The 24,609-nt window shown below is 72.3% G+C and carries 22 protein-coding genes; 14 read left to right on the top strand and 8 right to left on the bottom strand.

Annotated elements, in window-relative coordinates:
- Window positions 1-38 precede the first annotated feature (38 nt).
- Together ACVWWH_RS10985 and ACVWWH_RS10980 are read right to left on the bottom strand one after the other, a co-directional pair.
- A complete protein-coding gene (locus ACVWWH_RS10985) occupies window positions 39-1,490 on the bottom strand; it encodes an acyltransferase family protein (RefSeq protein ID WP_457316602.1) in 1,452 nt (483 codons plus the stop codon).
- 121 nt (window positions 1,491-1,611) lie between these two features.
- Window positions 1,612-2,178, bottom strand: a complete 567-nt coding sequence (locus ACVWWH_RS10980) for a flavodoxin domain-containing protein (RefSeq protein ID WP_457316601.1) — start codon at window positions 2,176-2,178, stop codon at window positions 1,612-1,614.
- Window positions 2,179-2,418: 240 nt separating this feature from the next.
- Between ACVWWH_RS10980 and ACVWWH_RS10975 the strand changes: the two genes are divergently transcribed.
- The 3 genes from ACVWWH_RS10975 (at window position 2,419) to ACVWWH_RS10965 (ending at window position 4,544) form a co-directional block, all read left to right on the top strand.
- Window positions 2,419-2,811, top strand: coding sequence for a hypothetical protein (locus ACVWWH_RS10975; RefSeq protein WP_447420475.1), 393 nt, complete (start codon window positions 2,419-2,421; stop codon window positions 2,809-2,811).
- A 105-nt stretch (window positions 2,812-2,916) separates the two neighbouring features.
- Window positions 2,917-3,630: a response regulator gene (locus tag ACVWWH_RS10970; RefSeq protein ID WP_457316600.1), complete on the top strand. Its 714-nt coding sequence runs from the start codon at window positions 2,917-2,919 to the stop codon at window positions 3,628-3,630.
- A gap of 128 nt (window positions 3,631-3,758) precedes the next feature.
- Window positions 3,759-4,544: a sigma-70 family RNA polymerase sigma factor gene (locus ACVWWH_RS10965; RefSeq protein ID WP_084249197.1), complete on the top strand. Its 786-nt coding sequence runs from the start codon at window positions 3,759-3,761 to the stop codon at window positions 4,542-4,544.
- Here the strand turns inward: ACVWWH_RS10965 and ACVWWH_RS10960 are convergent.
- Entirely contained in the window at window positions 4,501-7,251 is a 2,751-nt protein-coding gene (locus ACVWWH_RS10960; RefSeq protein WP_457316599.1) for a cation-translocating P-type ATPase, read from the bottom strand. The two genes, ACVWWH_RS10965 and ACVWWH_RS10960, sit on opposite strands and share 44 nt — an antisense overlap.
- Before the next feature lie 105 nt (window positions 7,252-7,356).
- The gene (gene catA, locus ACVWWH_RS10955; protein WP_457316598.1) at window positions 7,357-8,223 is read right to left on the bottom strand and encodes a catechol 1,2-dioxygenase; all 867 of its coding nucleotides are present in this window, start codon (window positions 8,221-8,223) and stop codon (window positions 7,357-7,359) included.
- 245 nt (window positions 8,224-8,468) lie between these two features.
- Between catA and benA the strand changes: the two genes are divergently transcribed.
- The 9 genes from benA (at window position 8,469) to ACVWWH_RS10910 (ending at window position 18,152) form a co-directional block, all read left to right on the top strand.
- Window positions 8,469-9,818, top strand: a complete 1,350-nt coding sequence (benA, locus tag ACVWWH_RS10950) for a benzoate 1,2-dioxygenase large subunit (RefSeq protein WP_457316597.1) — start codon at window positions 8,469-8,471, stop codon at window positions 9,816-9,818.
- Window positions 9,819-9,844: 26 nt separating this feature from the next.
- A complete protein-coding gene (gene benB, locus ACVWWH_RS10945; protein ID WP_218030580.1) occupies window positions 9,845-10,363 on the top strand; it encodes a benzoate 1,2-dioxygenase small subunit in 519 nt (172 codons plus the stop codon).
- Window positions 10,364-10,375: 12 nt separating this feature from the next.
- Window positions 10,376-11,446 carry a benzoate 1,2-dioxygenase electron transfer component BenC gene (benC, locus tag ACVWWH_RS10940; protein WP_457316596.1) on the top strand — a complete coding sequence of 357 codons (1,071 nt, stop codon included), beginning with the start codon at window positions 10,376-10,378 and terminating at the stop codon, window positions 11,444-11,446.
- Window positions 11,443-12,297 carry a 1,6-dihydroxycyclohexa-2,4-diene-1-carboxylate dehydrogenase gene (locus ACVWWH_RS10935; RefSeq protein WP_457316595.1) on the top strand — a complete coding sequence of 285 codons (855 nt, stop codon included), beginning with the start codon at window positions 11,443-11,445 and terminating at the stop codon, window positions 12,295-12,297. Before benC ends, ACVWWH_RS10935 begins: the two co-directional genes overlap by 4 nt.
- A gap of 36 nt (window positions 12,298-12,333) precedes the next feature.
- On the top strand, window positions 12,334-15,171 hold the full coding sequence (locus tag ACVWWH_RS10930) for a LuxR C-terminal-related transcriptional regulator (protein ID WP_457316594.1): 2,838 nt from the start codon (window positions 12,334-12,336) through the stop codon (window positions 15,169-15,171).
- Window positions 15,172-15,274: 103 nt separating this feature from the next.
- A complete protein-coding gene (locus tag ACVWWH_RS10925; protein WP_457316593.1) occupies window positions 15,275-16,228 on the top strand; it encodes a LysR substrate-binding domain-containing protein in 954 nt (317 codons plus the stop codon).
- Complete coding sequence (locus ACVWWH_RS10920; RefSeq protein WP_457316592.1) at window positions 16,218-17,321, top strand: mandelate racemase/muconate lactonizing enzyme family protein; 1,104 nt, start codon at window positions 16,218-16,220, stop codon at window positions 17,319-17,321. The genes ACVWWH_RS10925 and ACVWWH_RS10920 overlap by 11 nt, the downstream gene beginning before the upstream one ends.
- A gap of 10 nt (window positions 17,322-17,331) precedes the next feature.
- The gene (catC, locus tag ACVWWH_RS10915; RefSeq protein WP_066494244.1) at window positions 17,332-17,610 is read left to right on the top strand and encodes a muconolactone Delta-isomerase; all 279 of its coding nucleotides are present in this window, start codon (window positions 17,332-17,334) and stop codon (window positions 17,608-17,610) included.
- Between the two features lie 56 nt (window positions 17,611-17,666).
- Window positions 17,667-18,152 (top strand): MarR family transcriptional regulator, encoded by a 486-nt coding sequence (locus ACVWWH_RS10910; RefSeq protein ID WP_066494245.1) that lies wholly within the window; start codon window positions 17,667-17,669, stop codon window positions 18,150-18,152.
- A 42-nt stretch (window positions 18,153-18,194) separates the two neighbouring features.
- On the opposite strand, the gene ACVWWH_RS10905 is transcribed toward ACVWWH_RS10910, so the two are convergent.
- The 3 genes from ACVWWH_RS10905 to ACVWWH_RS10895 all read right to left on the bottom strand — a co-directional run bounded on the left by ACVWWH_RS10905 (window position 18,195) and on the right by ACVWWH_RS10895 (window position 20,549).
- Window positions 18,195-18,512: a hypothetical protein gene (locus ACVWWH_RS10905; protein WP_066494247.1), complete on the bottom strand. Its 318-nt coding sequence runs from the start codon at window positions 18,510-18,512 to the stop codon at window positions 18,195-18,197.
- A complete protein-coding gene (locus tag ACVWWH_RS10900; protein ID WP_066494250.1) occupies window positions 18,509-19,525 on the bottom strand; it encodes an SDR family oxidoreductase in 1,017 nt (338 codons plus the stop codon). The genes ACVWWH_RS10905 and ACVWWH_RS10900 overlap by 4 nt, the downstream gene beginning before the upstream one ends.
- A 67-nt stretch (window positions 19,526-19,592) precedes the next feature.
- The gene (locus ACVWWH_RS10895) at window positions 19,593-20,549 is read right to left on the bottom strand and encodes an aldose 1-epimerase family protein (protein WP_457316591.1); all 957 of its coding nucleotides are present in this window, start codon (window positions 20,547-20,549) and stop codon (window positions 19,593-19,595) included.
- Window positions 20,550-20,715: 166 nt separating this feature from the next.
- Here ACVWWH_RS10895 and ACVWWH_RS10890 point away from each other — a divergent pair, with 166 nt between their 5' ends.
- Complete coding sequence (locus ACVWWH_RS10890; protein WP_457316590.1) at window positions 20,716-22,488, top strand: glycoside hydrolase family 15 protein; 1,773 nt, start codon at window positions 20,716-20,718, stop codon at window positions 22,486-22,488.
- A gap of 6 nt (window positions 22,489-22,494) precedes the next feature.
- On the opposite strand, the gene ACVWWH_RS10885 is transcribed toward ACVWWH_RS10890, so the two are convergent.
- The gene (locus ACVWWH_RS10885; protein WP_457316589.1) at window positions 22,495-23,283 is read right to left on the bottom strand and encodes a COG4705 family protein; all 789 of its coding nucleotides are present in this window, start codon (window positions 23,281-23,283) and stop codon (window positions 22,495-22,497) included.
- 148 nt (window positions 23,284-23,431) lie between these two features.
- Between ACVWWH_RS10885 and mgrA the strand changes: the two genes are divergently transcribed.
- A complete protein-coding gene (gene mgrA, locus ACVWWH_RS10880; RefSeq protein ID WP_457316588.1) occupies window positions 23,432-24,463 on the top strand; it encodes an L-glyceraldehyde 3-phosphate reductase in 1,032 nt (343 codons plus the stop codon).
- The last annotated feature ends 146 nt before the right edge of the window (window positions 24,464-24,609 follow it).

The following is a 24,609-nucleotide window of genomic DNA, read 5'->3' as shown; positions in this document are numbered from 1 at the left end:
CCTTCTTTCCTCTCTCGAAGCCCGCAGTGACCGCCGCCTCAAGGAACGTGCGGGCGACGCGCTTGGCCGAGGCAGGCGCACGAGCGAGACGCCTGCGACGGCGAACGACACCGACAGGAGCGGCCCATCCAGGGGACGACCAGGATCCCGGCGCCCCCGCCGACCCGATACCGAGGGCCCGGCCGCCTTGGGCCAAGGTTGCTCCGGCATGATCCGATGCTAGGAGCAGAGGCTGCCGCCACGCTCGGGGCGAACGGCCCCAACGCGTCAATGCCTTGCCGAAGCCGACCTGCCCATCTTCCAAGGCCTCGGGGCCTTCGGGCCGTTTCGCGTGCCGGAGCCGTGCCGAGCAGCACCCTGACGCCTGGAATGGAACGCGAGACATGTCCGATGCCGAACGAGAGGAACAGCCCCAGCACGGCAACGAGAACGAACTTGGCCGCCGGCGGCCAGGCCAGCTGGAGGATGGCCGCCTGAAGGCCCACGACGACGAAGACGTGCAGGATGTACGCGGCGTAGCTGGCGTTGGCCATGGCGGCCAGGAACTGCCTGGGCTGATGGAACACCTCTCGGAACATGACGACCAGTCCCACCGACAGGCCAGCGCAGATCAGGATCTCCAACGCGACACGCACGAGCGAACGCCAGTCGAGCCCGCCGGTTGCGGTCAGAACGTCCCAGAGCCCGGCCGCCTGGATCGAGTAGACGACCGCGCCGGCACCGATCCCGACGACCAGCCACACGAGGCCGATCCTCCGTGGGATCCGCTGGAACCAATCGTTCCGGTAGGCCAGGATCCCGAGCACGAAGAGGCTCAGGTACTGGGCCAGATTGGCCGGCTCCGCGGGAAGCACGAAGAACAGCGGCGCCCAGTCATCGACGGGGAACCACCACCGCACCACCCACGTCACGAGGATCAGCACGACGGCGAACATCAGGACAGCGACGTGGCCGGGCGCCGCCAACGAACTCACGCGCCGCGAGCCAGGGCGTGTGGCCCACACCACGTAGACGGCCGAATACAGCAGCAGGTGCCCCAGGAACCACAGGTGCAGGTAGGCGCCCTGCCAGGCACCATCGTAGAGCGACCGCAGGAACCCGAGAGGGTCAGGGCGTCCGGATGCGAGGTACACAAGCGGGATGTTCACGACGAAGACGAAGAACACGAGCGGGACCCCGATCCGTGCCCACCGCTCCTTCAGGAAGCGCCGCGGACCTTTCCGATCGAACGAGCGCGGGAGGAAGAAGCCTGCCAGCAGGAAGAGCAGGCCCAGGCCCACGGCGGCGTTGACCGTGTAGAACGGGCGGAACCAGTCGCTCGTGGCCGCGTCCTTCACCGGCCAGAAGCCGCCGGTCGGCCCGTACGCCTGAGCCGCGTGATGGACGATCACCATCGAGATGATCAGGACCCTCAGGACGTCGAGGAAGACCAGACGCCCTGTGCCACCGGCGGCCGCAGCCGGCCTGCCGAACGCTGCTGTCCCAGACATCGCCAGTTCCTCTCAACCCTGAACATGGCATCGAAACAACAGTCTGGCGAGGTGGGGCACAGCGCCAGAGCCGAAGGCCCTCCCCGTAACAAGCACAAGAGGGAGGGCCGATCGGCTGTCGTCAGAGCGGTGGCTGGTGCTGTTGGAGGCTCTCTGCCTGGACCAGGCTCTCCCCGAGGAGGGCCCCCCATTCCAGTGCCCGTTGCGCTTCCCCGGGCAGCAGGCGGTTCTCGCGGGTGACGAGGAAGCTCTCCGGCTCCACGAGCCTGCGGAGCCCATGGCGTTCGAGCCTCTTGAGGATGCCCTTCGAGGCGTGTCCGGTGAGCAGTTCGGGCATGTCGTATCGGGTGTCGAACGCCGCCGCCCACCCCGAGATTTCTGGATCGCTCGCGAACCATTCCCTTAGCCATGGTCCTTCCGAGCCTGGGTCAGGGCTGTTCCCGGAAGCAGCGGCCTCCCGGATGCCTTCCTGGCGCATCTGCGGTCGGCTCATTCCGTGGCCGTGGGTCGGGCCACCAGCCACCACCAGGGAGACGCCTTCGAGGCCGCGGCCTTGCATCTCGGCGGCCGGAACCAGCTCCGCGTCGACCGACGCCTGCAGTCCCTCTGCGATCGCCTGCGCGATCGAGCGCGTGTTGCCGTAAATCGACTCGTAGACCACCACGGCCTTCTGTCTCGGGTTGTCCATACGGCCCAGTGTTCGCCGCGGACGATGGCACGACCTAGGGCAGAACGACCCCCCACCGAGAATCATTGGCACGTGTGAGCGTCGCTCGCTGCCGCCCAGGAGAGAAGAAGGCCCGGAAGAGCAGCCTTAAGAGCCCCACCCAGGACGTGGTCGCGAGGCTCAGCGGCTAAGCCGCACGGGACATATTCCTCTGGCCGCCGTGATCACCGGGCCCGAACATCAGGTTCAGAGGTGGTTGGGATGTTCACTCTTCGTACCCTCGGCGGCATCGGGCTGATCGCGGCCGGAGCGAGCTGGCTCTGGCTCACACCCGTCTTCGCCAGTCGCGGCGACACCTCCGGTTTCCTGTGGGCGATCACCACCGGACTGAGCCTGCTGACCGTCCTCGGCTTCTGTATCGCGACCTGGGGGCTGTTCGCCCGATGGGGATGGTGGGAGCAGGCAGCGCTTGCCTCGGCGGCGGTGGGCATCATCGCCGTCGTCGCCTACCTCATCGCGGCGTTCAGCGGGGGAGAGGCGCCGTTCGCGGCGGTCTTCGAGGCGGTCGTCCACCTCCTGATGGTCGCCATCGTTGCTGCTCTCCTCCTCGTGCCCTCCCTGGAGCGGTGGGTCAGCCATCAGGTCATGGGCTGAGCGGACTGCCTCTGGTGGCGGTCGGATCCGTCTGGGACCCTGTGTTTGAATACTGCATCGCTCTCGCAGCGCCACAGTGTCCGCCGGATTTCCAGGAGTGCTCATATGTGCGGTTCAGAAGGCACGGAAGCACGGCGCCGGGCCGTTCGGGTGTTCCTCCTCAGTGGGCACGCCCTCGTCAGGAGGAGCCTGGCGGACCTCCTGGAGCAGGAGGGCTTCGAGGTGGTCGGGGAGGCGGAGAGCATCGCAGGAGCACTCACTGCTGTGCCGGAGGCTGCGCCGGCAGTGGTGCTCGTTGAGAACCGTCTGCCGGACGGGACCTCGATCGAAGCATGCCGGGCGCTGCGGTCGGCTGCGCCAGGGACCAGGTGCCTGACCCTGACCACCTATGACGAGGGCAAGGCGCTGCGCAGCGCGGTCCTGGCGGGTGCGCCCGGGTATGTCCTGCAGAAGGCCAGCGCCGACGGGCTCCCGGAGAAGCTCAGGCAGGTCGCCGCGGGGGAGCAGCTCTACTCGTCGGAGGCTGCCCACGCCGCTCGTGGCGCGCTGGCCGTGGACGCAGCCCTCAGGTGCACCAGGGCCGAAGGAGAGCTCCTGTCCCTGATGCTGCAGGGCCTGAGCAATGCGCAGATCGGCGAAGCACTCGATCTGCCGCAGGAGCGGCTCGCTGGCCGACTCTCGTCCCTCCTGGCCAAGCTCGGATACCGGCCAGCACCGGACATCGCACGCTACGCCGGGCCGGGACTGGCGCCGCGCCTTCCCGAGGGAGAGCGGCCTCCGGAGGGAGAGCCGCGACTCCCCGCGGGAGAGCCGCAGTAGCCCGACCCGCTCATTGATTGCGGGAACGCAATCATTGCTCTAGACTCACGGCCAAGGTAGGCCCGGCAGGACAAGGGTTGACGTGCTTCCAAGGTCGGCTGGGCTTTCCCACAGCGAGGAGGCCAGTCATGGAGAGCACTCGAGAACGGTCCCGGCGCCCCGAGGAGGGTCCCAGCCCAGCGCGCGCTGGCGTCACCAGGGAGCGGCCGTCGGGCGCAGGGCCATCGGAGCCCGTGGACCTCGTGGTCGAATACCTGGGACTCGCCGACGCGCTCGCCCATCGCTTCAGGTGCCCGGGCCACGATCCTGAGGACCTGTGCCAGGTGGCCCGGCTGGCACTGGTGAAGGCCGCAAAGAGGTACCGCGAGGAGCTGGGGCACGGCTTCGTCCCCTACGCGGTGGCGAGCATCGAAGGGGAGATCAAGCATTACCTGCGGGACCAGAGCTGGATGGTCAGGCCGCCCCGTCCCGTCCTGGACCTTCGGCTCCAGGTCCGCTCCGTGGTGCCCCAGCTCCAGCAGCGCCTGGGCCGCGAGCCCACGGCGGGGGAGCTCGCCGAGGAGCTGCGCGTGCCAGCGGAGCGGATCCTGGAGGCCGAGGTCGCGGACTCGACGATGGTCACCCCCACGATCGAACTCATGGACCGGGACGAGGGCACCGAAGGGCAGCCCGTCAGCATCCCGGCCTGCGAGGATCCCGGATTCGCCCAGGTCGACGCCGCTCAGGCGGTCGCGGCCGCCCTCGCCGATGCGTCCCCCGCGGACCTCGAGCTCGTCCGCCTGCGCTTCGGCATGGAGTTGACCCAGAGCGAGATCGCCCGCCGGCTCGGCACGAACCAGATGCATGTCTCCCGCTGCCTGAACCGCCTGTTCAAGAGGCTGCGTCCCCGCGTGGCCCTGGATCTGCCCGACTAGGCCGCCGGTGGACCCACCGGGCCACCTCGTCTGCGCCCCAGACCAGGAAGGGGAACGGGACGAGCAGGAGCAGCTGCCAGGGTGCGGGGGCTGCGGTCGCGAAGACGGCCTGCAGCGGCGGGACGAACACGATGGCCGCGGAGAAGGCGACCTCAAAGGCAATGCCCCACAGCAGGAGGCGGTTGGTGCCCACGCCGATCTGGGCGAGGGAGGCCGCCTGGGTGCGCGCCGCGAACGCGGTGCCGATCTGGCAGGCAACGATCCCGAGGAAGGACATCGTGGTGGCCTGGACCCACACGGCGTGGAGGTGCCCGGTGGCCGTCGAGGCGCCGTAGTGCCAGCCGCCGGCGAGGAGGGATGTGAAGAAGGCGCCCGTGACGAGCACGGCCGAGATGCCGCCCAGCAGGCCCCAGGCCCGTGCCAGCATGGGCCCGTCGATCACGTTCTGGCCCCGCTCGCGCGGCGGCCGCTCCATGATGCCGGGCTCCTCGGGCTCACGGCCCAGGGCGAGCGCCGGCAGCGTCTCCGTGCCGAGGTCGACGGCGAGGATCTGCATGACCGTCAGGGGCAGCGGCACGGCTCCGCCGGCCACGGCGTAGAGGAGGAACGGCACAACCTCGGGAGTCGCGTGGGCGAAGATGTAGACGATGAACTTGCGCACGTTGTCATAGACCCGGCGGCCGGCGCGCACGGCGCTGACAATGGATGCGAAGTCGTCATCCGTGAGCACCATGGCGGACGCCTCCCGGGCCACGTCGGTGCCCGAGCGGCCCATGGCGACCCCGATGTCCGCCCGGCGCAGCGCGGGGGCGTCGTTGACGCCGTCGCCCGTCATCGCGACGACGTGGCCGAGGTCCCGGAGGGAATCGGCGATCCTCAGCTTCGCCTCGGGGGAGCTGCGGGCGAAGATGATCTCCTCCTCCGTGCCGAGCAGCGCATCGAGCTCGGCCTCCGGCATGGCGTCCAGCTCGCTGCCGTTGACCACCCGGATGTCCTTGCCGCCGATCCCCACCCGGGCAGCGATCCCGCGGGCGGTCAGGCCGTGGTCCCCGGTGACGATGATGAGCCGGATGCCCGCGGCGTGGCAGCTGGCCACGGCGTCGGCGACCTCGGGCCGGGGCGGATCCAGCAGCGCGGCGATTCCCAGGAGGGTGAGCCCGCTCTCGGCCTCCCGCCGGGTGAGGCCGGCGGCGTCCCCGGACACCCCGCGCTCGGCCACGGCGAGGACGCGCAGCCCCTGCTCCGCCCATGCGTCCACGGCCTCGGTGACCCGGCCGCGCTCGGCCTCCGAGAGCGCCGTCCTGCCCCCGCCCGGGGCGGCCTCCCAGCCGCACAGGGGCAGCAGCTCCTCCGGGGCGCCCTTGCAGTGCACCCAGACCCCGTCGGCCTGGGAGTCCACGGTGGACATGCGCCGCAGCGCCGGGTCGAAGTGGAACTGGGCGAGGCGGTCCGCGCCGGAGCGGTCGCTGGGCAGCCCGAGCGTCCGGGCGGCGTGCAGGAAGGCCAGCTCGGTCGGGTCGCCGGTCTCGGTGCCGTCGGGGGCCAGGCGCGCGTTGCTGCACGCCACGGCCGCTGCCGCGAGCCGCGCGAGCCCTGAGCCGGGAGCGGCCGGCGGGAGGGCGGCGTCGACCGTCACCGTCCCCGTCTCGGGAGTCCAGAGGGCCACGGCCCGCATCCGGTTCATGGTCAGGGTGCCGGTCTTGTCGGTGCAGACCACGCTCGTGGAGCCCAGCGTCTCGACGGCGGAGATCCGCTTCACGAGCGCGCCCTCGCGGGCGAGCAGGCGGACGCCGACGGCGAGGGCGAGCGTGATCGTGGGGAGCAGGCCCTCGGGCACGTTGGCCACGAGGAGACCGATCGCGAAGTTCAGGGCATCGTCCAGGCGCAGGCCTGCCAGCAGGGTCCCGACCGGGATGAACGCCGCCCCGGTCAGGACGGCCACGACGGCGATGACCCGGGCCACGCGCGTCACCTGCTTCTCGAGCGGGCTGCTCTCGTGGCCCACCCGCTCCGAGAGCGCCGCGATGCGGCCCAGCTCGGTGTGCATGCCGGTGGCGAAGACCAGGGCGACCGCCTCGCCGCCCGTGCAGCCCGTGCCGCTGAACACCATGTCCGAGGCGTCCAGGAGGCGCTGCGCGAGCGGGGCGCCGCCCTCGGCGCTGCGCAGCACGGGCAGCGACTCGCCCGTGAGCGTCGAGACGTCCATCTCCACCGAGCCGGTCAGGAGCCGCGCGTCGGCCGAGACCCGGTCGCCCTCCCGGACCACGATCACATCCCCGGGGACGAGGAGCCGCGCGTCAACGAGCCCTTCCCGGCCGTCGCGGATGGCGTGGGCCGAGAGCGGCAGGTAGGCCGCGAGGGCCTCGACGGCGTGCTCCGCATGGTGCTCTTGGAGCAGGGCGAACGCCGCGTTGAGGACGATCACGGCGACGACGGCGCCGGCGAGGGCCCCGGAGCCCGTCACCCAGCTCAGGACGGCGGCCAGCCAGAGCAGGAGGGCGAGCGGCTGGGTGAGCTGGCCGAGGATCTGCCGCGGCCACCGGTGCCCGCCCGTGCGCGTGAGCGCGTTGGGTCCGTACACCACCTGGCGCCGCGCCGCCTCCCGCGCGGTCAGGCCGCGCCGGCTCGAGCGGAGGTCCCGCAGGAGCCGGTCCACTGAGGAGCGCGGATCCACCCGGACCTCGCTCTCGGTGGTCTCACGGTCCATGCCCGCAGTAGACCGCGCGGTGACCGACGGGGCCAGAGGCCTTTAGACCATGGTGCCCCGCCCGGCGCAGCGCGCAGGACGGGGCACCCAGAGTGGGCGGCCGGCTCAGTCCTCGGGGTCGAGGACGAAGTCGTAGACCATCTCCTCGCCGGCGCCGTCGGCGGCCGGCTTCGGGTCGAGGATGAGCTCGGGCTTCACGGCCGAGGCGATGTCGTCGTCGTTGTGGGCATCGCCCGGGAAGTACAGCTGGGCGGTGATCTGCTGGTGGCCCGGCGCGGAGACCTTGACGTGGATGTGGGCGGGCCGCCACGCGTGCCAGCCCGCGGCCGCGATGAGCTTGCCGCACGCGCCGTCCGTCGGGATCTGGTACGGCGCCGGGCGCATGGTCTGGATCTCGAAGTTCCCGTCCTCGTCCGCCAGGACGGTGCCGCGGAGGTTCCACTCGGGCAGGCCGGGGGCGTACTGGGAGTAGAAGCCGGCGCCGTCCGCGTGCCAGATCTCGACCTTGCCGCCCGCGAGCCCGCTGCCGTCGAGGCCGCGGATCTGGCCCCTCCAGGTCAGCTCCGTGCCCGGCTCGTCCTCGCGGCGCGGCAGGCGGCCCGGAGTCGGCTGCTCGGGGGAGTCAGGGACGTAGTAGGGGCCCTCGATCGTGCCCTTCGAGCCCTTGCGGTCCTCGGTCGCGACCTCTTCGACCACGTGCTCGACCCACACGTCGAGGAAGAGGGGCCATTCGCCGTCCTCGCCGACCCCGATCAGCCACTCCTTGAGGGCGTTGTACTCGTCGTAGGTGACCTTGTGCGTGCGGATGGTGGCGTACACGGCCTCGAGGACCTCGCGCGCCAGGAGCGAGACGCGCTCCTTGGGCACCTCGAGGGCGGCGCGCTTGCCGCTGGACTTGAAGCGCTCGGTGGCCTTGCTCCCGGATTCGGCAGCCTTCGCGTCGAATTCGCTCAGGGTCTGGCTCATGGTCATCCTCCTCGATGAACAGCTGGGGTGTGGCGGGCGGCACAGGCAGCCCGCAATGCCCTTCACGCTAGGAGGAGCAATTGCCGCTGCACAAATACCTAGTTCCAGTGAATTGATATCCGCGGCGTTTCAAAAGCACCCTTGGCCGACCCTAGGAAATGCCCCAGTGTGATCCAGGCCACCAGTTGACAGGATCGTTCAAGCCCGCGGCGTCGACGTCGTGGAAAGCCACAGGCAAAGGGAGAACACCCATGACGGAAACCCTGGACCATGTCCGCGCCCAGCTCTCCGACGCGCTCATCGAGGACGCGTCCACCGGAACCTACCGGGCCAAGCGCAGCATCTTCACCGACGAGGAGCTGTTCGAGCTCGAGATGAAGTACATCTTCGAGGGGAACTGGGTCTACCTCGCCCACGAGAGCCAGATCCCCGAGGTCGGGGACTACTTCACCACCTACATCGGCCGCCAGCCGGTCGTGATCTCCCGCGCCAAGGACGGCGAGCTCCACGCGCACATCAACGCGTGCAGCCACCGCGGCGCGATGCTGTGCCGCCGGAAGACGGACAACCGCACCACCTTCACCTGCCCGTTCCACGGCTGGACGTTCTCCAACAACGGCAAGCTGCTCAAGGTCAAGGACCCCAAGGGCGCCGGCTACCCGGAGCAGTTCAACAAGGAGGGCTCGCACGACCTCACCAAGGTGGCCCGGTTCGAGAGCTACCGGGGCTTCCTCTTCGGTAGCATCAACCCGGACGTCAAGCCGCTCGCGGACCACCTCGGCGAGGCCGCCAAGGTGATCGACCTGATCGTGGACCAGTCGCCCGAGGGCCTCGAGGTGCTCCGCGGAGCCTCCACCTACACCTACGACGGCAACTGGAAGGTCCAGGCCGAGAACGGCGCGGACGGCTACCACGTCTCCGCCACCCACTGGAACTACGCGGCCACCACGGCCCGGCGCGGCACGGGGGAGTCGGCCAACGAGACCAAGGCCATGGACGCCGGCACGTGGGGCAAGCAGGGCGGGGGCTACTACTCGTTCGAGCACGGCCACCTGCTCCTGTGGATGTGGTGGGGGAACCCCGAGGACCGCCCCAACTTCGACAAGCGCGAGGAATGGAGCCAGCAGTTCGGCGCCGAGCGCGCGGAGTTCATGATCGGCGCCTCCCGCAACCTCTGCCTCTACCCGAACGTCTACCTCATGGACCAGTTCAGCTCGCAGATCCGCCACTTCCGGCCGATCTCCGTGGACAAGACCGAGGTGACGATCTACTGCATCGCCCCGAAGGGCGAATCCGCCGAGGCGCGCGCCAACCGCATCCGCCAGTACGAGGACTTCTTCAACGCCACGGGCATGGCCACTCCCGACGACCTCGAGGAGTTCCGCTCCTGCCAGAAGACCTACGTCGCCACCGCCGCGCCGTGGAACGACATGAGCCGCGGCCAGGCCCACCAGATCACCGGCCCCGACGAGACGGCGAAGGGCCTCGGCCTCAACCCTCTCTCGAGCGGGGTGAAGACCGAGGACGAAGGCCTGTACCCGATCCAGCACGGCTACTGGCGCGAGTGCATGCGGGCGGCCGTCGAGGCCGAGTCCCGCTGACCTGCAGGCACCAGAAGGAGAACCCCATGACGCTCATGACCACGATCGTTCCCGGGACCATCGGGCTCGAGGACATCCGCCAGTTCCTCTACCGCGAGGCCGGCTTCCTCGACGACCGCGAGTTCGACCGCTGGGTCGACTGCTACCACCCCGAGGCCGAGTTCTGGATGCCCGCGTGGGCCGACGACGACACGCTCACCGAGGACCCGCAGCGCGAGATCTCGCTCATCTACTACCCCAACCGCGGCGGCCTCGAGGACCGGGTCTTCCGCATCAAGACCGAGCGCTCGGGCGCCACGAGCCTCCCCGACCCGCGCACCGGCCACAACATCACCAACGTCGAGATCCTGCGCCAGGAGGGCGACCTCGTCGACGTCCGCTTCAACTGGTTCACGCTCTACTACCGCTACAACACGGTGGACACGTACTTCGGGGTCTCGTTCTACACGATCGACTTCTCCGGCACTCAGCCGGTGATCACCAAGAAGAAGGTGGTCCTCAAGAACGACTACATCCACCACGTCGTGGACATCTACCACATCTAGGAAGGACCAGTCATGACTGCGAACACTGGGCACAGCGTCGCGCTCTCCTTCGAGGACGGCGTCACCCGCTTCATCAGCGTCACCCCCGGCCAGACGGTCGCCGACGCCTCCTACCGGGCGCGGATCAACATCCCGCTCGACTGCCGCGACGGCGCCTGCGGCACCTGCAAGGCCTTCTGCGAGTCCGGCTCCTACGACGGCGGCGACTACATCGAGGAGGCCCTCACCGAGGACGAGGCCGACGCCGGCTACTGCCTCCCGTGCCAGATGACGCCCGAGAGCGACCTCGTCCTGCGGATCTCCGGCACCGCCGAGATGGCCAAGAGCGGCGTGGGCCGCTTCACCGCCACCATCGAGCAGCTCCACTGGTACGCGGACAACACCGCGGGCCTCACCCTCTCCGTGGAGGACCGGGAGCAGCTGGCCTACCTTCCCGGCCAGTACATGAACGTCCTCGTGCCGGGCACGGACCAGCAGCGCAGCTACTCGTTCAGCAGCGGCCCCGACGCCGAGCAGCTCACCTTCCTGATCCGCACCGCCCCGGACGGGGCCATGACCACCTACCTCAGGGAACGCGCCGCGGTGGGCGACATCCTCGTCCTCGAGGGACCCAAGGGCAGCTTCTTCCTCCGCGAGGTCAAGCGGCCGGTGCTCATGCTCGCCGGCGGCACGGGCATTGCGCCCCAGCTGGCCATGCTCGAGAAGATCGCCCAGGCAGCCGCCGGCGGGGCAGTCCCCGCGCACCCGATCCACCTCGCCTACGGCGCCACGTGGGACAAGGACCTCATCGAGGTCGAAGCCCTCGAGCGCTACGCGGCCGCCATCCCCGGGTTCACGTTCAGCACCATCGTGGCCGACGCGGAGTCGCAGCACCCGCGCAAGGGCTACGTCACGCAGCACCTGCTGCCCGAGCACCTCAACGACGGCGACGTGGACGTCTACCTCTGCGGGCCGCCGGCCATGGTCGACGCCGTGCGCCGCTACTTCGCGGGCGAGGGGATCGAGCCGGCGAACTTCTACTATGAGCGGTTCGCCGTGGGCACCGTCCCGGCCCCCGCGCTCGCCGGGGCGGGCGCCGCATGAGCAGCGCCGCGGCTGCGGCCCCGGAGACCGCGGTCGGGGCCGCCGCGTCCGTCCACCCCGGCCGGTTCGCCGGCAAGGCCGTGGTGGTCACAGGCGCGGCCCAGGGCATCGGGCGGGCCGTGGCCGAGCGGATCGCGGCGGAGGGCGGCGAGGTCACCCTCGTGGACCGCGCGGACGTTGTCCACGAGGTGGCGGACGGGATCCGCGCCGGCGGGGCGGCCGACGGCGCCGCCGCCGCCGCGCACGCCGTCACCGCCGACCTGGAGACGTTCGACGGCGCGCTGGCCGCCGTCGAGGCGGCCGTCGCCGCGGCGGGGCGCATCGACGTGGTGGTGAACAACGTGGGCGGGACCATCTGGGCCAAGCCGTACGAGCACTACACCCCCGAGGAGATCGAGAAGGAGGTGCGGCGCTCGCTGTTCCCCACCCTGTGGATGTGCCGGGCCGCCCTGCCGCACCTCATCGGCCAGGGATCCGGCACGATCGTCAACGTCTCCTCCGTGGCCACCCGCGGCGTCAACCGCGTCCCGTATGCGGCGGCCAAGGGCGGGGTGCGGGCCATCACCACCGCGCTCGCCCTCGAGGCCGCCCCCCACGGGGTGCGCGTCGTCGCCACCGCCCCGGGCGGCACCGACGCCCCGCCCCGCGCGGTCCAGCGCGGCCCGCTGCCCGCCACCGAGCAGGAACGGCAGTGGTACCAGCAGATCGTGGACCAGACGGTCGGCTCCTCCCTCCTGAAGCGGTACGGGACCCTGGCCGAGCAGGCGGCCGCCCTCTGCTTCCTCGCCTCGGACGAGGCCTCCTACATCACCGGCACGGTGCTGCCCGTCGCCGGGGGCGACCTCGGCTAGCTGCCGACGCCGGGCCGGGGACGCTAGCCTCGGAGGATGGTGAACCCCCACGAGGACGTGGTTGCGCGCGCCCGGGAGCTGTCCGCACTGGACGCCCTCCTGGGCGCTGCCCCCTGCGCCGTGGTCGAAGGGCCAGCGGGCATCGGCACGACGTCCGTGGCCAGGGCGTTCGCCGCGTCCCGCCCCGAGGCGGAGGTCCTCTGGGCCTCCGCCACGCCCTGGGAGCGGGCGCTGGAGGGCGGCCTGCTCGCCCAGCTCGGCATCGTCCCCGACGGCGGGGGCACCGCGGCCGGGCCGAATCTGGCCCGACCCCCCGGCGGCGGCACCGACTCGTGGGGCCCCGGGGAACCGCCGGCGTGGCTGGCCGCGGGACGTGCCTGCCTGGACCGCCTCGCCGCGCTCGCGGGCCGCGGCCCCGTGCTCGTGGTGCTCGATGCGCTCGAGCACGCCGACGCCCTGTCCCTCGAGGCCCTGGCCTTCGCGCTCCGCCGCCACCCGCCAGGGCTCCTCGTCCTGGCCACGTGCGGGCCCGCGGGAACCCGTCCCGGCAGCGCGGCGGCCGTCTTCGCCGACGCCGTGGGCGCCCGGCGGCTGCGCCTCGGGCCCCTCACCGTTGAGGGGCTGAAGGAGCTGGCCGCCGCCCGGTACGGGCTGGACCTCGCGGCCGGTGCGCTGAACGCGCTCTGGCGGGCCAGCCGGGGCATCCCGGAGCTGGCCCTCGAGGCGATCGCCGACGGGGTGGAGGAGGCCGGGGAGGCGCGGTTCGCCGCGGAGGGGCCGCGCGGCGTCGTGCGCTCCGTCGCCGCGCGCACCGCGGCTGCCCTCGCCGCCCTCCCGCCGCAGGCCCGGGCCCTCGTCGAGGCGGCGAGCGTGCTCGGCGAGGCCCCGGACGCCGCCGATGCGGCGGCGCTGGCCGGCCTGCCCGACGACTCCGCGCTACTCGAGGCGGCGGACGCGGCCTGGGCCGCGGGACTCCTCGAGTGCCACACGGTGGCCGGGGGGCTCCGCCTCGCCTTCCCGGACGCGCTCGCCCGGGAGGCCGTGCACAGCGGGCTCGGACCACTGCGCGCGGCAGCCCTCCACGCCCGGGCCGCCGAGGCTGCCCGCACCACCGCGGAGCGGGTCCGCCACCTGGTCGCCGCGGCACCGACGCCCGACGCCGCCCTGGCCGCCACCGTGGACCGCCTCGCCGAGGAGGAGGCCGGCTCGGGCGACTGGGGCGCGGCCGCCGATGCTCTGGTCGCGGCGGCGCGGCTGCACACCGACCCGGCGCTGCGCGAGGACCGGCTCGTGCGGGCGGCCGAGGCCATGGTGGCCGCCGGCGACCTCGAGCGGGCCGCCCCGCTGGCCCGGCAGATCGAGTCGCTGCCGGCGACCCCGGGCCGCGACGCCGCGCTCGCCTACTACGCGATCCACCGGGGGCAGGCGCGCCGGGCGGGGGCGCTGCTGGGCCGCGCCTGGGAGCACCGGTCCCCGGACTCCCCGGCGGACCTGTCCGCGCGCATCGCCCAGTACAGGGTCCTCGACGCCCTGGGCACCTGGGACGGCCGCGGCATGCTCGCCTGGACCGAGACGGCCGTGCGCCTCGCCGGGCCGGACAGCGCCGCCGGCATCGAGTCCCGTGCCATGCTGGGCCTCGCCCTCGGCTCGATGGGCCGGAGCGAGGAGGCCCTGCGCGCCTACGACGAGCTCGCCGCGTCCCCGCACCTCGCGGCCCGCGACCAGCGCCTCCACCTCGGCCGGGGCTGGCTCGCGCTCGCCCTGGACGATCTCGACGCCGCGCGGCTCGAGCTGCGGGCGGCGATCCCTACCGCGCCGCGGCCCGGCTCGCTGCGCATCGCGCTGTGGGCGCACGGCTGGCTCGCCCGGGCCGAGTTCGCGGCGGGACGCTGGGACGACGCCCTGGCGACGGCGTACGCCGGCATCGCGCTGAACGGGCCGGTGGGCATGGACCTCGTGGCCCCGCTGCTGCACCTGACCGTGGCGCAGATCAGCGCCCTGCGGGGCCGGGCCGGCGAGGCGGCCGAGCACAGTGGCCGGGCCCAGGTGGGCCCGGAGGCCTACCCGGTCATGCAGGTGGCTGCGGCCATGGCGGCCGCGGCCGTCCACGAGAGCGTGGGGGACTACGCGGGGGTGCTGCGCGACTACGAGCCGGTGGTCCGGATGGATCGGTCCTCCGGGCTCGATCAGCCGGGCTTCTGGCCCTGGCAGGACGTCTACGCGAACGCGCTGGTGATGGTCGGCGACCTGGACCGCGCCGATGCCTTCCTGGCCCCGCTCGAGGACGCGGCCGCCTCCGCGGGCCACCGCAGCACCACGGCGCGCCTGGGCTCCGTGCGCGGCCGCCTCCTGGGAGCCCGGGGGCAGACCGACGAGGCCGTGCACACGTTCGAGCAGGCCCTCGCGGCGATCGAGGGCCTGGCGCTCCCCTGGGGCGCCGCCCGCGTCCGCTTCGCCTACGGCCAGACCCTCCGCCGCGCCGGCAGGCGCCGGGACGCCACGGCCGTGCTCGCCCGGGCGCGGGACGGCTTCGCGGGCCTCGGTGCGAGCGTCTACGTGGCCCGGTGCGAGCGGGAGCTCCAGGCCGCCGGCACCGGGGCGTTCCGGGTCCGCGCGGCCGGCCCGGCGGGGGAGGCCGATGAGTCCGCCGCGAGCGGCCCCGCTGCCGTGCCGTTCACGTCCCAGGAGGAGGCCGTCGCGCGGCTCGTGGCCGCCGGGCGGAGCAACCGCGAGGCCGCGCGGGAGCTCTTCGTCTCCGTCAAGACCGTGCAGTACCACCTCACCCGCATCTACGCGAAGCTGGGGATCGCGTCGAGGTCGGAGCTCGCAGCGGTCTACCGGTCCGGGGTCACGAGCGGGATTGATATCCCCTAGCTCTTGATAGGGCTCGTTTGGGTATTTCCCTCGACACAACCGCGAGCCTAAGGTGAAACGGACAGCGGCCGGAGCGGGCTGCGGCCGACCACCAGGAGGACCGATGGAGACCAGGCACCTGCGCTACTTCATCGCCGTCGCCGAGGAGCGCCACTTCGGCCGCGCCGCCCAGCGCCTCCACATGGCCCAGCCCCCGCTGTCGCAGCAGATCAGGCAGCTCGAGGAGCAGCTGGGCACCCAGCTGTTCGAGCGCACCACCCGCAGAGTAGAGCTCACCCCCGCCGGCGAGCTCCTCCTCGACCGCGGCCGCCGCATCCTGCGGGACCTCGAGGAACTGGAATCGGACGTCGCCGAGGTGGGCGCGGGTGCCGCGGGGGTGATCAGGATCGGGCTCTCCGGTTCCGCGACCTACCGCCTGCTGCCCGCCCTGGTGAAGAGGGCCCGCACCGAGCTGCCGGGCCTCAAGCTCAGCGTGCACGGCGAGATGCTCACCCCGCACATGGTCGCCGGGCTCGAGGAGGGGAGCCTCGACGTCGCGGTGCTCCGGCCGCCGGTGGACTCGCCCGAGGTGGCCCTCGCCCCGCTCGAGCAGGACCGCCTCGTCGCGGCGCTGCCCGCCGGCTCGCCGTGGGCCGACCGCACCGAGCTCGACCTCCGCGACCTCGCGGACGAGCCGTTCGTCGGCTACCCGGCGGACTCCGTGGTCACCCGGATCTTCCGCGAGGCCTGCCGCGCCGAGGGCTTCACGCCCCGGGTGGTGCAGGAGGCCGCCGAGACCTCCACCCTCCTCTCCCTCGTCGCCGCCGGCATGGGGACGGCCCTCGTGCCCATGGCCTCGCGCATCCTCTCGATCGAGGGCATCGTCTTCCGCCCGCTCGCGCGCCCGCCCGCGGTCGACCTCGCCGTCGCCTGGCGCGCGGGCGAGGAGACGCCGCTCGTGCGGCGGTTCCTCGAACTGTTCGACACCGTCCCGGCACCCGGGCGGGCTCCCCGCGGGACCCGGCCCCTCGCCGTCGTCCGCCCACCCCTTGCCCAGGAGGCCGCGCGTGAAGATTGAGCGCATCGAAGCGATCCCCTACGCGATCCCGTACACCCACCCGCTGAGGTTCGCGAGCGGGGAGGTGCACACTGCGGAGCACGTGCTGGTCCGGATCCACACGGACGAGGGGCCCGTGGGCATCGCCGACGCCCCGCCGCGGCCGTACACGTACGGGGAGACGCAGGAGTCCATCATCGCCGTGGTGCGCGACCTGTTCGCCCCGCAGCTGGTGGGCCTCGACCCGCTCGACCGCGAGAAGGCCCAGCGGATCATGGGCCGCACGGTCCACAACGCGACCGCCAAGGGTGCGATCGACATCGCCCTGTGGGACCTCGTGGGGAAGGCCCTCGCGGTGCCCGTGCACCGGCTCCTCGGCGGGTACGCCGAGGGCATGCGCGTGGCGCACATGCTCGGCTTCCGTCCCGCGCCCGAGCTGCTCGAGGAGGCCCTCCGCTTCCGTGAGCAGTACGGGGTCACCACCTTCAAGCTCAAGACCGGCCGGCGGCCGCTGGCCCTCGACGTCGAGGCGGCGCGGGTCCTGCGCGAGGGCCTCGGCGACGAGGCCGAGATCTACCTCGACGCCAACCGGGGCTGGAGCGCCAACGAGGCCCTGGAGGTGCTGCGCCGTACCGAGGGCCTGGGCCTGTCCGCCCTCGAGGAGCCCTGCGACGCGGCCGAGGCGATGGGCCGCCGGCGGCTCGTGCAGCACTCTCCGATCCCGATCGTGGGCGACGAGTCGGTGCCCACCCCGGGCGACGTCTCCCGCGAGCTCCTCTCCGGCGGCTGCACCGCGGTCTGCATCAAGACCGCCCGCAGCGGCTTCACCCAGGCCGCCGAGATCCTCGGCCTGTGCACCGGGCTCGGGGTGGACGTGACCATGGGCAACCAGATCGACACCCAGATCGGGTCCCTCGCGACCGTCACCTTCGGAGCCGCCCACGAGGCGAGCCAGCGCCGCGCCGGAGAGCTCTCCAACTTCCTCGACATGGCCGACGACCTCCTCGCCGAGCCGCTCGAGATCCGCGACGGCGCCCTGCGCGCCCGCGAGGCGCCCGGCGTGGGCGCCGAGATCGACGAGGCCAAGCTGGCCCGCTACCGCCAAGACTCCTAGGGGGATCCCGATGCTGTACCTGGTCCGCATGGACGTCCGCCTGCCCGCGGACATGCCGCCCGCGCAGGCGGCGGAGATCAAGTCGCGCGAGAAGGCCTATTCCCAGTCGCTCCAGCGGGACGGGCGCTGGCCGCACCTGTGGCGCGTCGCCGGGGAGTACGCGAACTATTCTGTCTTCGACGTCGAGGGCCACGACGAGCTGCACGAGCTCCTCTCGAGCCTGCCGCTCTTCCCCTACATGGACATCGACGTGACGCCACTGGCGCGCCACCCCTCCGCGATCGCCTGAAACTTGTAGTGCCGCAAGCTTTGCGGACCCGCAAGGGGAGGGCGGATACTGGAGCGATGGAGAAGACCGGGTTCCGCACGCGCCGCGACCAGGTGGACGCCGTGATGCGTGCCGCCGACGTCCTGCTGCGCGTCGCCGCGACCTCGGTGGTGGAGGTCGAGGACCTGGTCACCACCCCCCAGCTGCGCGTCCTCGTGTTCCTCAGCTTCCGCGGCCCGCAGAACCTCGGGGCGGTGGCGCGCGAGCTCGGGGTGCACGCCTCGAACGCGACCCGCACGTGCGATCGGCTCGTCGCCGCCGGCTTCGTGAGCCGCCGGGACGATCCCGCGGACCGGCGGTTCCTCCAGCTGGACCTCACCCCCAGGGGGCGGGAGCTTGTGGAGACCGTGATCGAGCACCGCCGGCGCGCCATCGCGGACGTGATCAGCAACGTGCCCGCGGACTCGCGGGAGGCGGTCGCCACGGCGATGGCCGCGTTCGCCGACGCCGGCGGCGGGCTGGGCACGGAGGACGGCCGGTTCACGCTCGGCCTCGGCGGCTGAGCGGCCGCCCTTCCCGCGCCGCACTTGCGCCTCAGCGGCACCTCAGCGCAGCTCACCGGCCGCGAACACGAGTGCGATCGCGGCGTTGACGGCCGCGGCCCGGCGCCGCCGCGGATCGGCCCCCGCCAGCGCCGCCATCGTGACGGCGTGGATGACGTCGACTCCGCCCCCGAGCCGGTGGAGCGTGCGGCCGCCGCGGGCGGTCACGAGGGCCTGGACCAGGTGCCTGCCCCCGAGGACGCGGATGACCCTCCTCGCGCGCTCGTCCGGGGCGTGGCCGAGGAGCAGCCGCTCCACCGCCCCCGGAGCGAGCAGCTCGGTGACGCCGTACGCGGCCCGGACCGTCTCGAGCGGCCTCACCGGGTCCCCCGCACGAGGGCGCTGATCGCCGCGGCAGTCCCGACCAGGACCGCCCCCGCCACGGCCGCCACCGCGCCGTGGTGCTGGGACGCGACGAGCTGGAGGCTGCGCGGGGAGGACTTCGCATCGAACACCCCGTGCGCGCCGAAATCCCGCTCGGTGTCCGCAGGCTCCCAGAGGTTCTCCGGCTGGTCGGGGTCGCGCGGGTCCGAGGTCTGCTGGGCCTTGAAGCCGGTCTTGGCCAGGTAGCGGTCGAGGATCCCGGGCGCGACGGCGTTGGCGATGAGGGTGGCCGCGGTGCTCCCGCCCACCCAGTACTCGCGCCGCTCGGGGTGCGCGGCGGCGTGGAAGACCCCCCGGGCGGCGACCTCGGGCTGGTAGATGGGCGGCACCGGCTGGGCGTGGTTCGGCAGGCGGGAGAGCACCCAGGAGAACTGCGGCGTGTTCACGGCCGGCATCTGCACCATGGTGGTCCGGATGCCGCTGCGCTCGTGGAGCAGCTCCGTGCGCAGGGCCTCGTTGAAGCCCTGGATGGCGTGCTTGGCCCCGCAGTAGGCCGTCTGGAGGGGAATGCCGCGGTAGGCCAGGGCCGAGCCGACCTGCACGATCGTCCCCCGGTTCCTCGGGCGCATCCGGCGCAGGGCGGACATGGTGCCGTACACGAAGCCGAGATAGCTGACCTCGGTGACCCTCTTGTACTCCTCCGGGGCGATCTCGTGGAAGCGGGAGAACACCGAGGTGAAGGCCACGTTGACCCACACGTCGATCGGCCCGAGCTCCCGCTCGACCCGCTCGGCGGCCGCGTCCAGGGCCTCGTGGTCGGCGACGTCCACCGGGATCGGCAGGGCCGTCCCGCCGGCGGCCTCGACGTCTGCGGCTGCCGCGGCGAGACCCTCCTCGCCGCGCGCGAGGAGGGCGACGGCGTCGCCCGCCTTCCCGAAGGCGATCGCCGAGGCGCGGCCGATCCCTCCGCTCGCCCCGGTGACGACGACGATGCGGCGTGCTGTTCCCATCTGGACTCCTCCTTCGGTTCTGGCGGTGCTGGTCCTTCGGTCCTGGCGCTGCTGGTGCGGCGTCCCGTCAGCCCGCGTGCGGTTCAATCCCCCAGGTGGCGGCGTGGGCGTCTCCGGGGGCCAGGGTGATGAGCCCGTCGCCGGAATTGAAGGCGTCCGGGGCGCATGTCATCGGCTCGACGCCGAGCCCCGTGCGGCGCCTGTCCTTCTGGGGCAGGGTGTCCCCGGTGAAGATCTCGAAGTACGGGTAGGCCTCGTCGGCCCAGAGGGCGATCTCGGGCGAGCCGTCGGGATGGGCGAGCCGGACGCGCGCGCGGCCGTCGTCGTCGCGCGCGAGGTCGGTGTAGGTCACGTCGATCTCGCGCGTGCCGAGGGGCTGCAGGCGGCGCAGGTCGTACTGCGTGCCCTCCACCGGCTCGCGCCCGGTCGGGATGCCCTCGTCGTCGACCGGGAGGTACACGCTGCCGGGGACGTGCGCCAGGGCGCCGTCGATCACCCGCGTGCCGACCGTCAGGTAGGGGTGGGCGCCCGTCCCGAAGGGGCAGGCCGTGCTGCTGCGGTTCACCACCGTGGTGCGCACCGAGAGGCCGGTGGCGTCCAGCCTGTACTCGAGGCGGCACGAGAGGACCCAGGGCCAGCCCTGGCACGCGTGCTGGGTGTGGACGAGGCTCAGGTAGTCCTCCGCCTGCTGCTCCACCTCCCAGTTCGCCCACCGGGTCAGGCCGTGGATCGCTCCGCCCTTCGAGGGCTCGCTGAGGTCCAGCTGCTCGGTGCGGCCATGCCAGCTGTAGCGCCCATGCCGGATGCGGTTGGGCCACGGGATGAGGGACTGGCCGCGGGCGCCGGTGCACATCTCGTCCTCGCCGTAGCCGTCCAGGAGGTCGCGCCCGTCCACGGTGTAGCGGCGCAGGGCACCGCCGACTTCGGTGATGAGGGCGCGCTGGCCCGCGAAGGTGAGGGCGAACTGCTGCCCGGAGGGCGGCACAGCGCCCTGGCCCGCGGGGGTGCCTTCTCCTGCCTCCATGCTCCTGCTCCCTTCCGCTCGGGTGCTCCGGCGGGCGAACCTCGCCCGGTGCAGTGGCAATCGTTGCGTACCCGCAACGGACCATGGCGAAACACCGGGGGCCGAGCGCCTCCCGCCGCGGGCGCAGATCATTGCGTCAGCGCAATGATTGCCCTAGCCTGCTGCCATGGTCGCCGGTGCCGAGGAATTCCCGCCCCACGTGCTGCGCGAGTACGCCATGCTGGCCGACGGGGAGCGCGCTGCACTGCTCGGGCCCCGCGGGGACATCGTGTGGATGTGCGCGCCGCAGTGGCACGACGACGCGGTCTTCTCCTCGATGCTCGGGGGAACCGGCTGCTTCGCCGTGACGCCCACCGATCCCAGATTCGTCTGGGGAGGCCGCTACGAGGACGGGACACTGATCTGGGTCAGCCGCTGGATCACGCCCGCCGGGATCGTGGAATGCCGCGAGGCCCTCGCCTACCCCGGCGACCCGCACCGGGCCATCATCCTGCGGCGCATCCGCGCGGTGAAGGGGCCCGCGGAAGTGCGCGTGGTGGTCGACGTGCGCGCCGGGTTCGGCCGGCACCGGATGTCCCGCCTGAAGGAGGATGCCGAGGGCGTCTGGAGTGCGGGCACGGGGCCGCTGCGCATCAGGCTCACGGGTGGCGCCGGCGCGAAGGCGGTGGACGGTGCCCTCGAGTTCACGGTCCGGCTCGAGGAGGGCGCCCGGCACGACCTCGTCCTCGAGGTCTCCGACGCGGAGCTCCCGTCCGACCCGGTCCGGCCGGACGAGACCTGGAGCGCCACCGAGTACGGCTGGCACCAGGAGGTGCCCCAGTTCGAGAACACGATCGCATCCGACGACGCCCGGCAGTCCTACGCGGTGCTCCGCGGCCTCACCGGGGCCGGAGGCGCGATGGTCGCCGCGGCCACCATGGGCCTGCCCGAACGGGCGGAGCAGCGGCGGAACTACGACTACCGCTACGCCTGGATCCGGGACCAGTGCTTCACCGGGATCGCCGTCGCCTCGTGCAAGGAGTTCCCTCTCCTGGACGACGCCGTCGCGTTCGTCGCCGCGAGGCTCCAGGAGGACGGCCCGCAGATGCGCCCGGCCTACACGGTCGACGGCGGCCGCGTGCCCGACGAGCACGACGTCGGCCTCCCGGGCTACCCGGGCGGCTCAGGGAGGGCCGGGAACTGGGTCAACGGGCAGTTCCAGCTCGATGCCTTCGGGGAGGCCCTCCTGCTGTTCGCCAGCGCGGCCGACCACGACCGGCTCGATCTGGACCAGTGGAAGGCCGCGGAGATCGCGGTGGAGGCGATCGCCCAGCGGCACGCGGAGCCGGATGCCGGGATGTGGGAGCTCGAGCCCGCGCGCTGGGCGCACTCGCGGCTGATGTGCGCCGCGGGGCTGCGGGCCATTGGCCGGCACGCCCCCGTCCGGCAGGGCTCCCGCTGGACCTCCCAGGCCGACGAGCTCATCGCCGACGTCACGAAGGACTGCCTCCACCCCAGCGGCCGCTGGCAGCGCGCCCCCCACGACGAGCGGGTCGACGCCGCACTCCTGCGGCCGGTGCTCCGCGGAGCCCTCGCGCCCCAGGACCCGCGCTCCGTCGCGACGCTGGCCGCCATCCGCGAGGAGCTGGCCCAGCACGGGTACGTCTACCGGTTCCGGCAGGACGAGCGGCCCCTGGCGCAGTCCGAGGGGGCCTTCCTGCTGTGCGGATTCGACCTCGCGATGGCCCTCCACCAGAGCGACCACCCCATTGACGCCGCACGGTTCTTCGAGCGGAACCGCGCCGCGTGCGGCACGTCGGGGCTGTTCACGGAGGAGTACGACGTCGAGCAGCGGCAGCTGCGCGGGAACTTCCCCCAGGCCTTCGTCCACGCCGCGATGCTCGAGGCGTCCCGCCGGCTCGCGGACGAGCCGCCGCCCTGGGGAGGCCTCAACGCCTGAGGGCCGTCACGGCGTCGCTGTGGCCTGCCGCCGCTGGAGGCCGCCGACGAAGAACATGGTGAGGATCAGGAGCACGGCCGCCACGGGGCCGTCGCCCCAGCCCAGGCCGCCGGCCTCCGGGCCCTTGCCGGTCCAGTCCGCGAAGGAGGCGCCGAGCGGGCGCGTGAGGATGTAGGCCAGCCAGAACGCGGCGGTCTCGGGCAGCCCCACCGAGCGGCGGCTGAGCAGGGGGACCGCGAACAGGGCCGCGAAGACGATGCCCGCCGTGAGGAACCCGAGCCCCGCGGTGTAGGCGAGGAGGTCCCCGGCCGCCGTCCCGAGGGCGAAGGTGGCACAGACCGCCGCCCAGTAGAACAGCTCGGACCGGCCGGCGGCCACACTGTGGATGGACAGCGTCCCCTCGCTGCGGTGCCAGAGCCAGAAGACCGCGGCGAGCACCACGGCGAACCCGGCGGCCGAGGCCGCATACGCGACCCCGAGGACCACATGGAGCACGTCCGCGGCCATGGTCCCGAACACGGCGACCATGGCCACGGCCGCCCAGTACACCCACGGGATGTACCGGCGCACGCGCAGCTGGAGGGCGAGCGCCGCCGCGAAGAGGACGAAGGCGCCGGCCACGGCGAGGTACGGGTCCACCGTGGTCACCAGGGCGTCCGAGGCCGATTCGCCCAGGGCCGTCGTCAGGAGCTTCGCCGCCCAGAACGCCACAGTGACCTCGGGGACCTTCCGGAGGGCGGGGGCCTGCTGGAGGCGGGCACTGGCGTCGGTGGGGCCGGGTCCGGGACGAGTCATGGCACGAGGCTAGGGGGCCCGGTCTAAGCGGTCTCTAAGAACTCCGGGCGGTGGTCGTGTCCGGCCTCGACCTTCCGTAGGCTAGGCGCGGAAAGCCCACCGAGAACCGCGGAACGTCCACCGACCGCAGCCGAGCGAAGGGGACCCTATGTCCTACACAGCAGCCGATGACCGCTATGACCGCATGGAGTACCGCTTCACCGGCAGGAGCGGACTCAAGCTCCCGGCCCTCTCGCTCGGGCTGTGGCAGAACTTCGGCAACGACCGGCCCGAGGAGACCCAGCGCGCCATCCTGCGCCGGGCCTTCGACCGCGGCGTGACCCACTTCGACCTCGCCAACAACTACGGGCCGCCGTACGGCCGCGCCGAGGAGAACATGGGCCGGTACCTGCGCGACGACTTCGCGCCGTACCGCGACGAGCTCGTCATCTCCACGAAGGCCGGCTACGACATGTGGCCCGGGCCGTACGGTCAGGGCGGCGGATCGCGGAAGTACGTCCTCGCGAGCCTGGACCAGTCGCTCAAGCGGCTCGGCCTCGACTACGTGGACATCTTCTACAGCCACCGCTTCGACTCCGAGACCCCGGTCGAGGAGACCATGATGGCCCTCGACACCGCGGTCCGCTCCGGGCGCGCGCTGTACGTCGGCATCTCCTCCTACTCCGCCGCGAAGACCCGGGAGGCTGCGGAGATCGCCCGCGAGCTCGGCACGCCCCTGCTCATCCACCAGCCCTCCTACTCGATGCTCAACCGCTGGATCGAGGAGGACCTCCTCGACGAGCTCGCCACCCAGGGCATGGGCTGCATCGTCTTCACCGCCCTCGCCCAGGGCGTGCTCACCGACCGGTACCTCGACGGCATCCCCTCGGACTCGCGCGCCGCCCGGAAGGGCTCGACCATCCAGGAGGGCCACCTCGACGAGCGCACCCTCGCCCACGTGCGCCGGCTCAACGACATCGCCGCCGCGCGGGGCCAGAAGCTCGCCCAGCTCGCCCTGCAGTGGGCGCTGCGCGACTCCCGGGTGACCTCGGCCGTGATCGGCGCCTCCTCCGTCGAGCAGCTCGACACCAACCTCGATGCGCTCTCCGGTCCGCCCCTGACGGAGGAGGAGCTCAACGCGATCGACCGCGACGCCGTCGACGCCGGCGTGAACCTCTGGGCCAAGCAGACCCAGGAGTAGACGCGGGGTCACCTCTCGCCGGACGCGGGGTCACTTCTGGCCGGACGCGGGGTCACTTCTGGCCGGACGCGGGGTCACCTCTGGCCGGGCGCGGGGTCACCTCCCCGGCCTTGAAGGGGCAGATGACCTCGGGATGGCTCAGATGT

The organism is Sinomonas sp. RB5 (assembly GCF_054063535.1).
The sequence above is the reverse complement of the archived record's forward strand: the minus strand, read 5'-3'. Positions and strand labels throughout refer to the sequence as shown.

Excerpts from the sequence above, each read along its gene's own strand:
- ACVWWH_RS10975 (WP_447420475.1), top strand. The coding sequence starts at position 2,419 with ATGTTCACTCTTCGTACCCTCGGCGGCATCGGGCTGATCGCGGCCGGA.
- benC (WP_457316596.1), top strand. The coding sequence starts at position 10,376 with ATGACTGCGAACACTGGGCACAGCGTCGCGCTCTCCTTCGAGGACGGC.
- benB (WP_218030580.1), top strand. The coding sequence starts at position 9,845 with ATGACGCTCATGACCACGATCGTTCCCGGGACCATCGGGCTCGAGGAC.
- ACVWWH_RS10935 (WP_457316595.1), top strand. The coding sequence starts at position 11,443 with ATGAGCAGCGCCGCGGCTGCGGCCCCGGAGACCGCGGTCGGGGCCGCC.
- ACVWWH_RS10985 (WP_457316602.1), bottom strand. The coding sequence starts at position 1,490 with ATGTCTGGGACAGCAGCGTTCGGCAGGCCGGCTGCGGCCGCCGGTGGC.
- ACVWWH_RS10900 (WP_066494250.1), bottom strand. The coding sequence starts at position 19,525 with ATGGGAACAGCACGCCGCATCGTCGTCGTCACCGGGGCGAGCGGAGGG.
- ACVWWH_RS10890 (WP_457316590.1), top strand. The coding sequence starts at position 20,716 with ATGGTCGCCGGTGCCGAGGAATTCCCGCCCCACGTGCTGCGCGAGTAC.
- ACVWWH_RS10910 (WP_066494245.1), top strand. The coding sequence starts at position 17,667 with ATGGAGAAGACCGGGTTCCGCACGCGCCGCGACCAGGTGGACGCCGTG.
- ACVWWH_RS10965 (WP_084249197.1), top strand. The coding sequence starts at position 3,759 with ATGGAGAGCACTCGAGAACGGTCCCGGCGCCCCGAGGAGGGTCCCAGC.
- ACVWWH_RS10885 (WP_457316589.1), bottom strand. The coding sequence starts at position 23,283 with ATGACTCGTCCCGGACCCGGCCCCACCGACGCCAGTGCCCGCCTCCAG.
- catC (WP_066494244.1), top strand. The coding sequence starts at position 17,332 with ATGCTGTACCTGGTCCGCATGGACGTCCGCCTGCCCGCGGACATGCCG.
- ACVWWH_RS10980 (WP_457316601.1), bottom strand. The coding sequence starts at position 2,178 with ATGGACAACCCGAGACAGAAGGCCGTGGTGGTCTACGAGTCGATTTAC.
- mgrA (WP_457316588.1), top strand. The coding sequence starts at position 23,432 with ATGTCCTACACAGCAGCCGATGACCGCTATGACCGCATGGAGTACCGC.
- ACVWWH_RS10925 (WP_457316593.1), top strand. The coding sequence starts at position 15,275 with ATGGAGACCAGGCACCTGCGCTACTTCATCGCCGTCGCCGAGGAGCGC.
- ACVWWH_RS10930 (WP_457316594.1), top strand. The coding sequence starts at position 12,334 with ATGGTGAACCCCCACGAGGACGTGGTTGCGCGCGCCCGGGAGCTGTCC.
- benA (WP_457316597.1), top strand. The coding sequence starts at position 8,469 with ATGACGGAAACCCTGGACCATGTCCGCGCCCAGCTCTCCGACGCGCTC.
- ACVWWH_RS10960 (WP_457316599.1), bottom strand. The coding sequence starts at position 7,251 with ATGGACCGTGAGACCACCGAGAGCGAGGTCCGGGTGGATCCGCGCTCC.
- ACVWWH_RS10895 (WP_457316591.1), bottom strand. The coding sequence starts at position 20,549 with ATGGAGGCAGGAGAAGGCACCCCCGCGGGCCAGGGCGCTGTGCCGCCC.
- ACVWWH_RS10970 (WP_457316600.1), top strand. The coding sequence starts at position 2,917 with ATGTGCGGTTCAGAAGGCACGGAAGCACGGCGCCGGGCCGTTCGGGTG.
- catA (WP_457316598.1), bottom strand. The coding sequence starts at position 8,223 with ATGACCATGAGCCAGACCCTGAGCGAATTCGACGCGAAGGCTGCCGAA.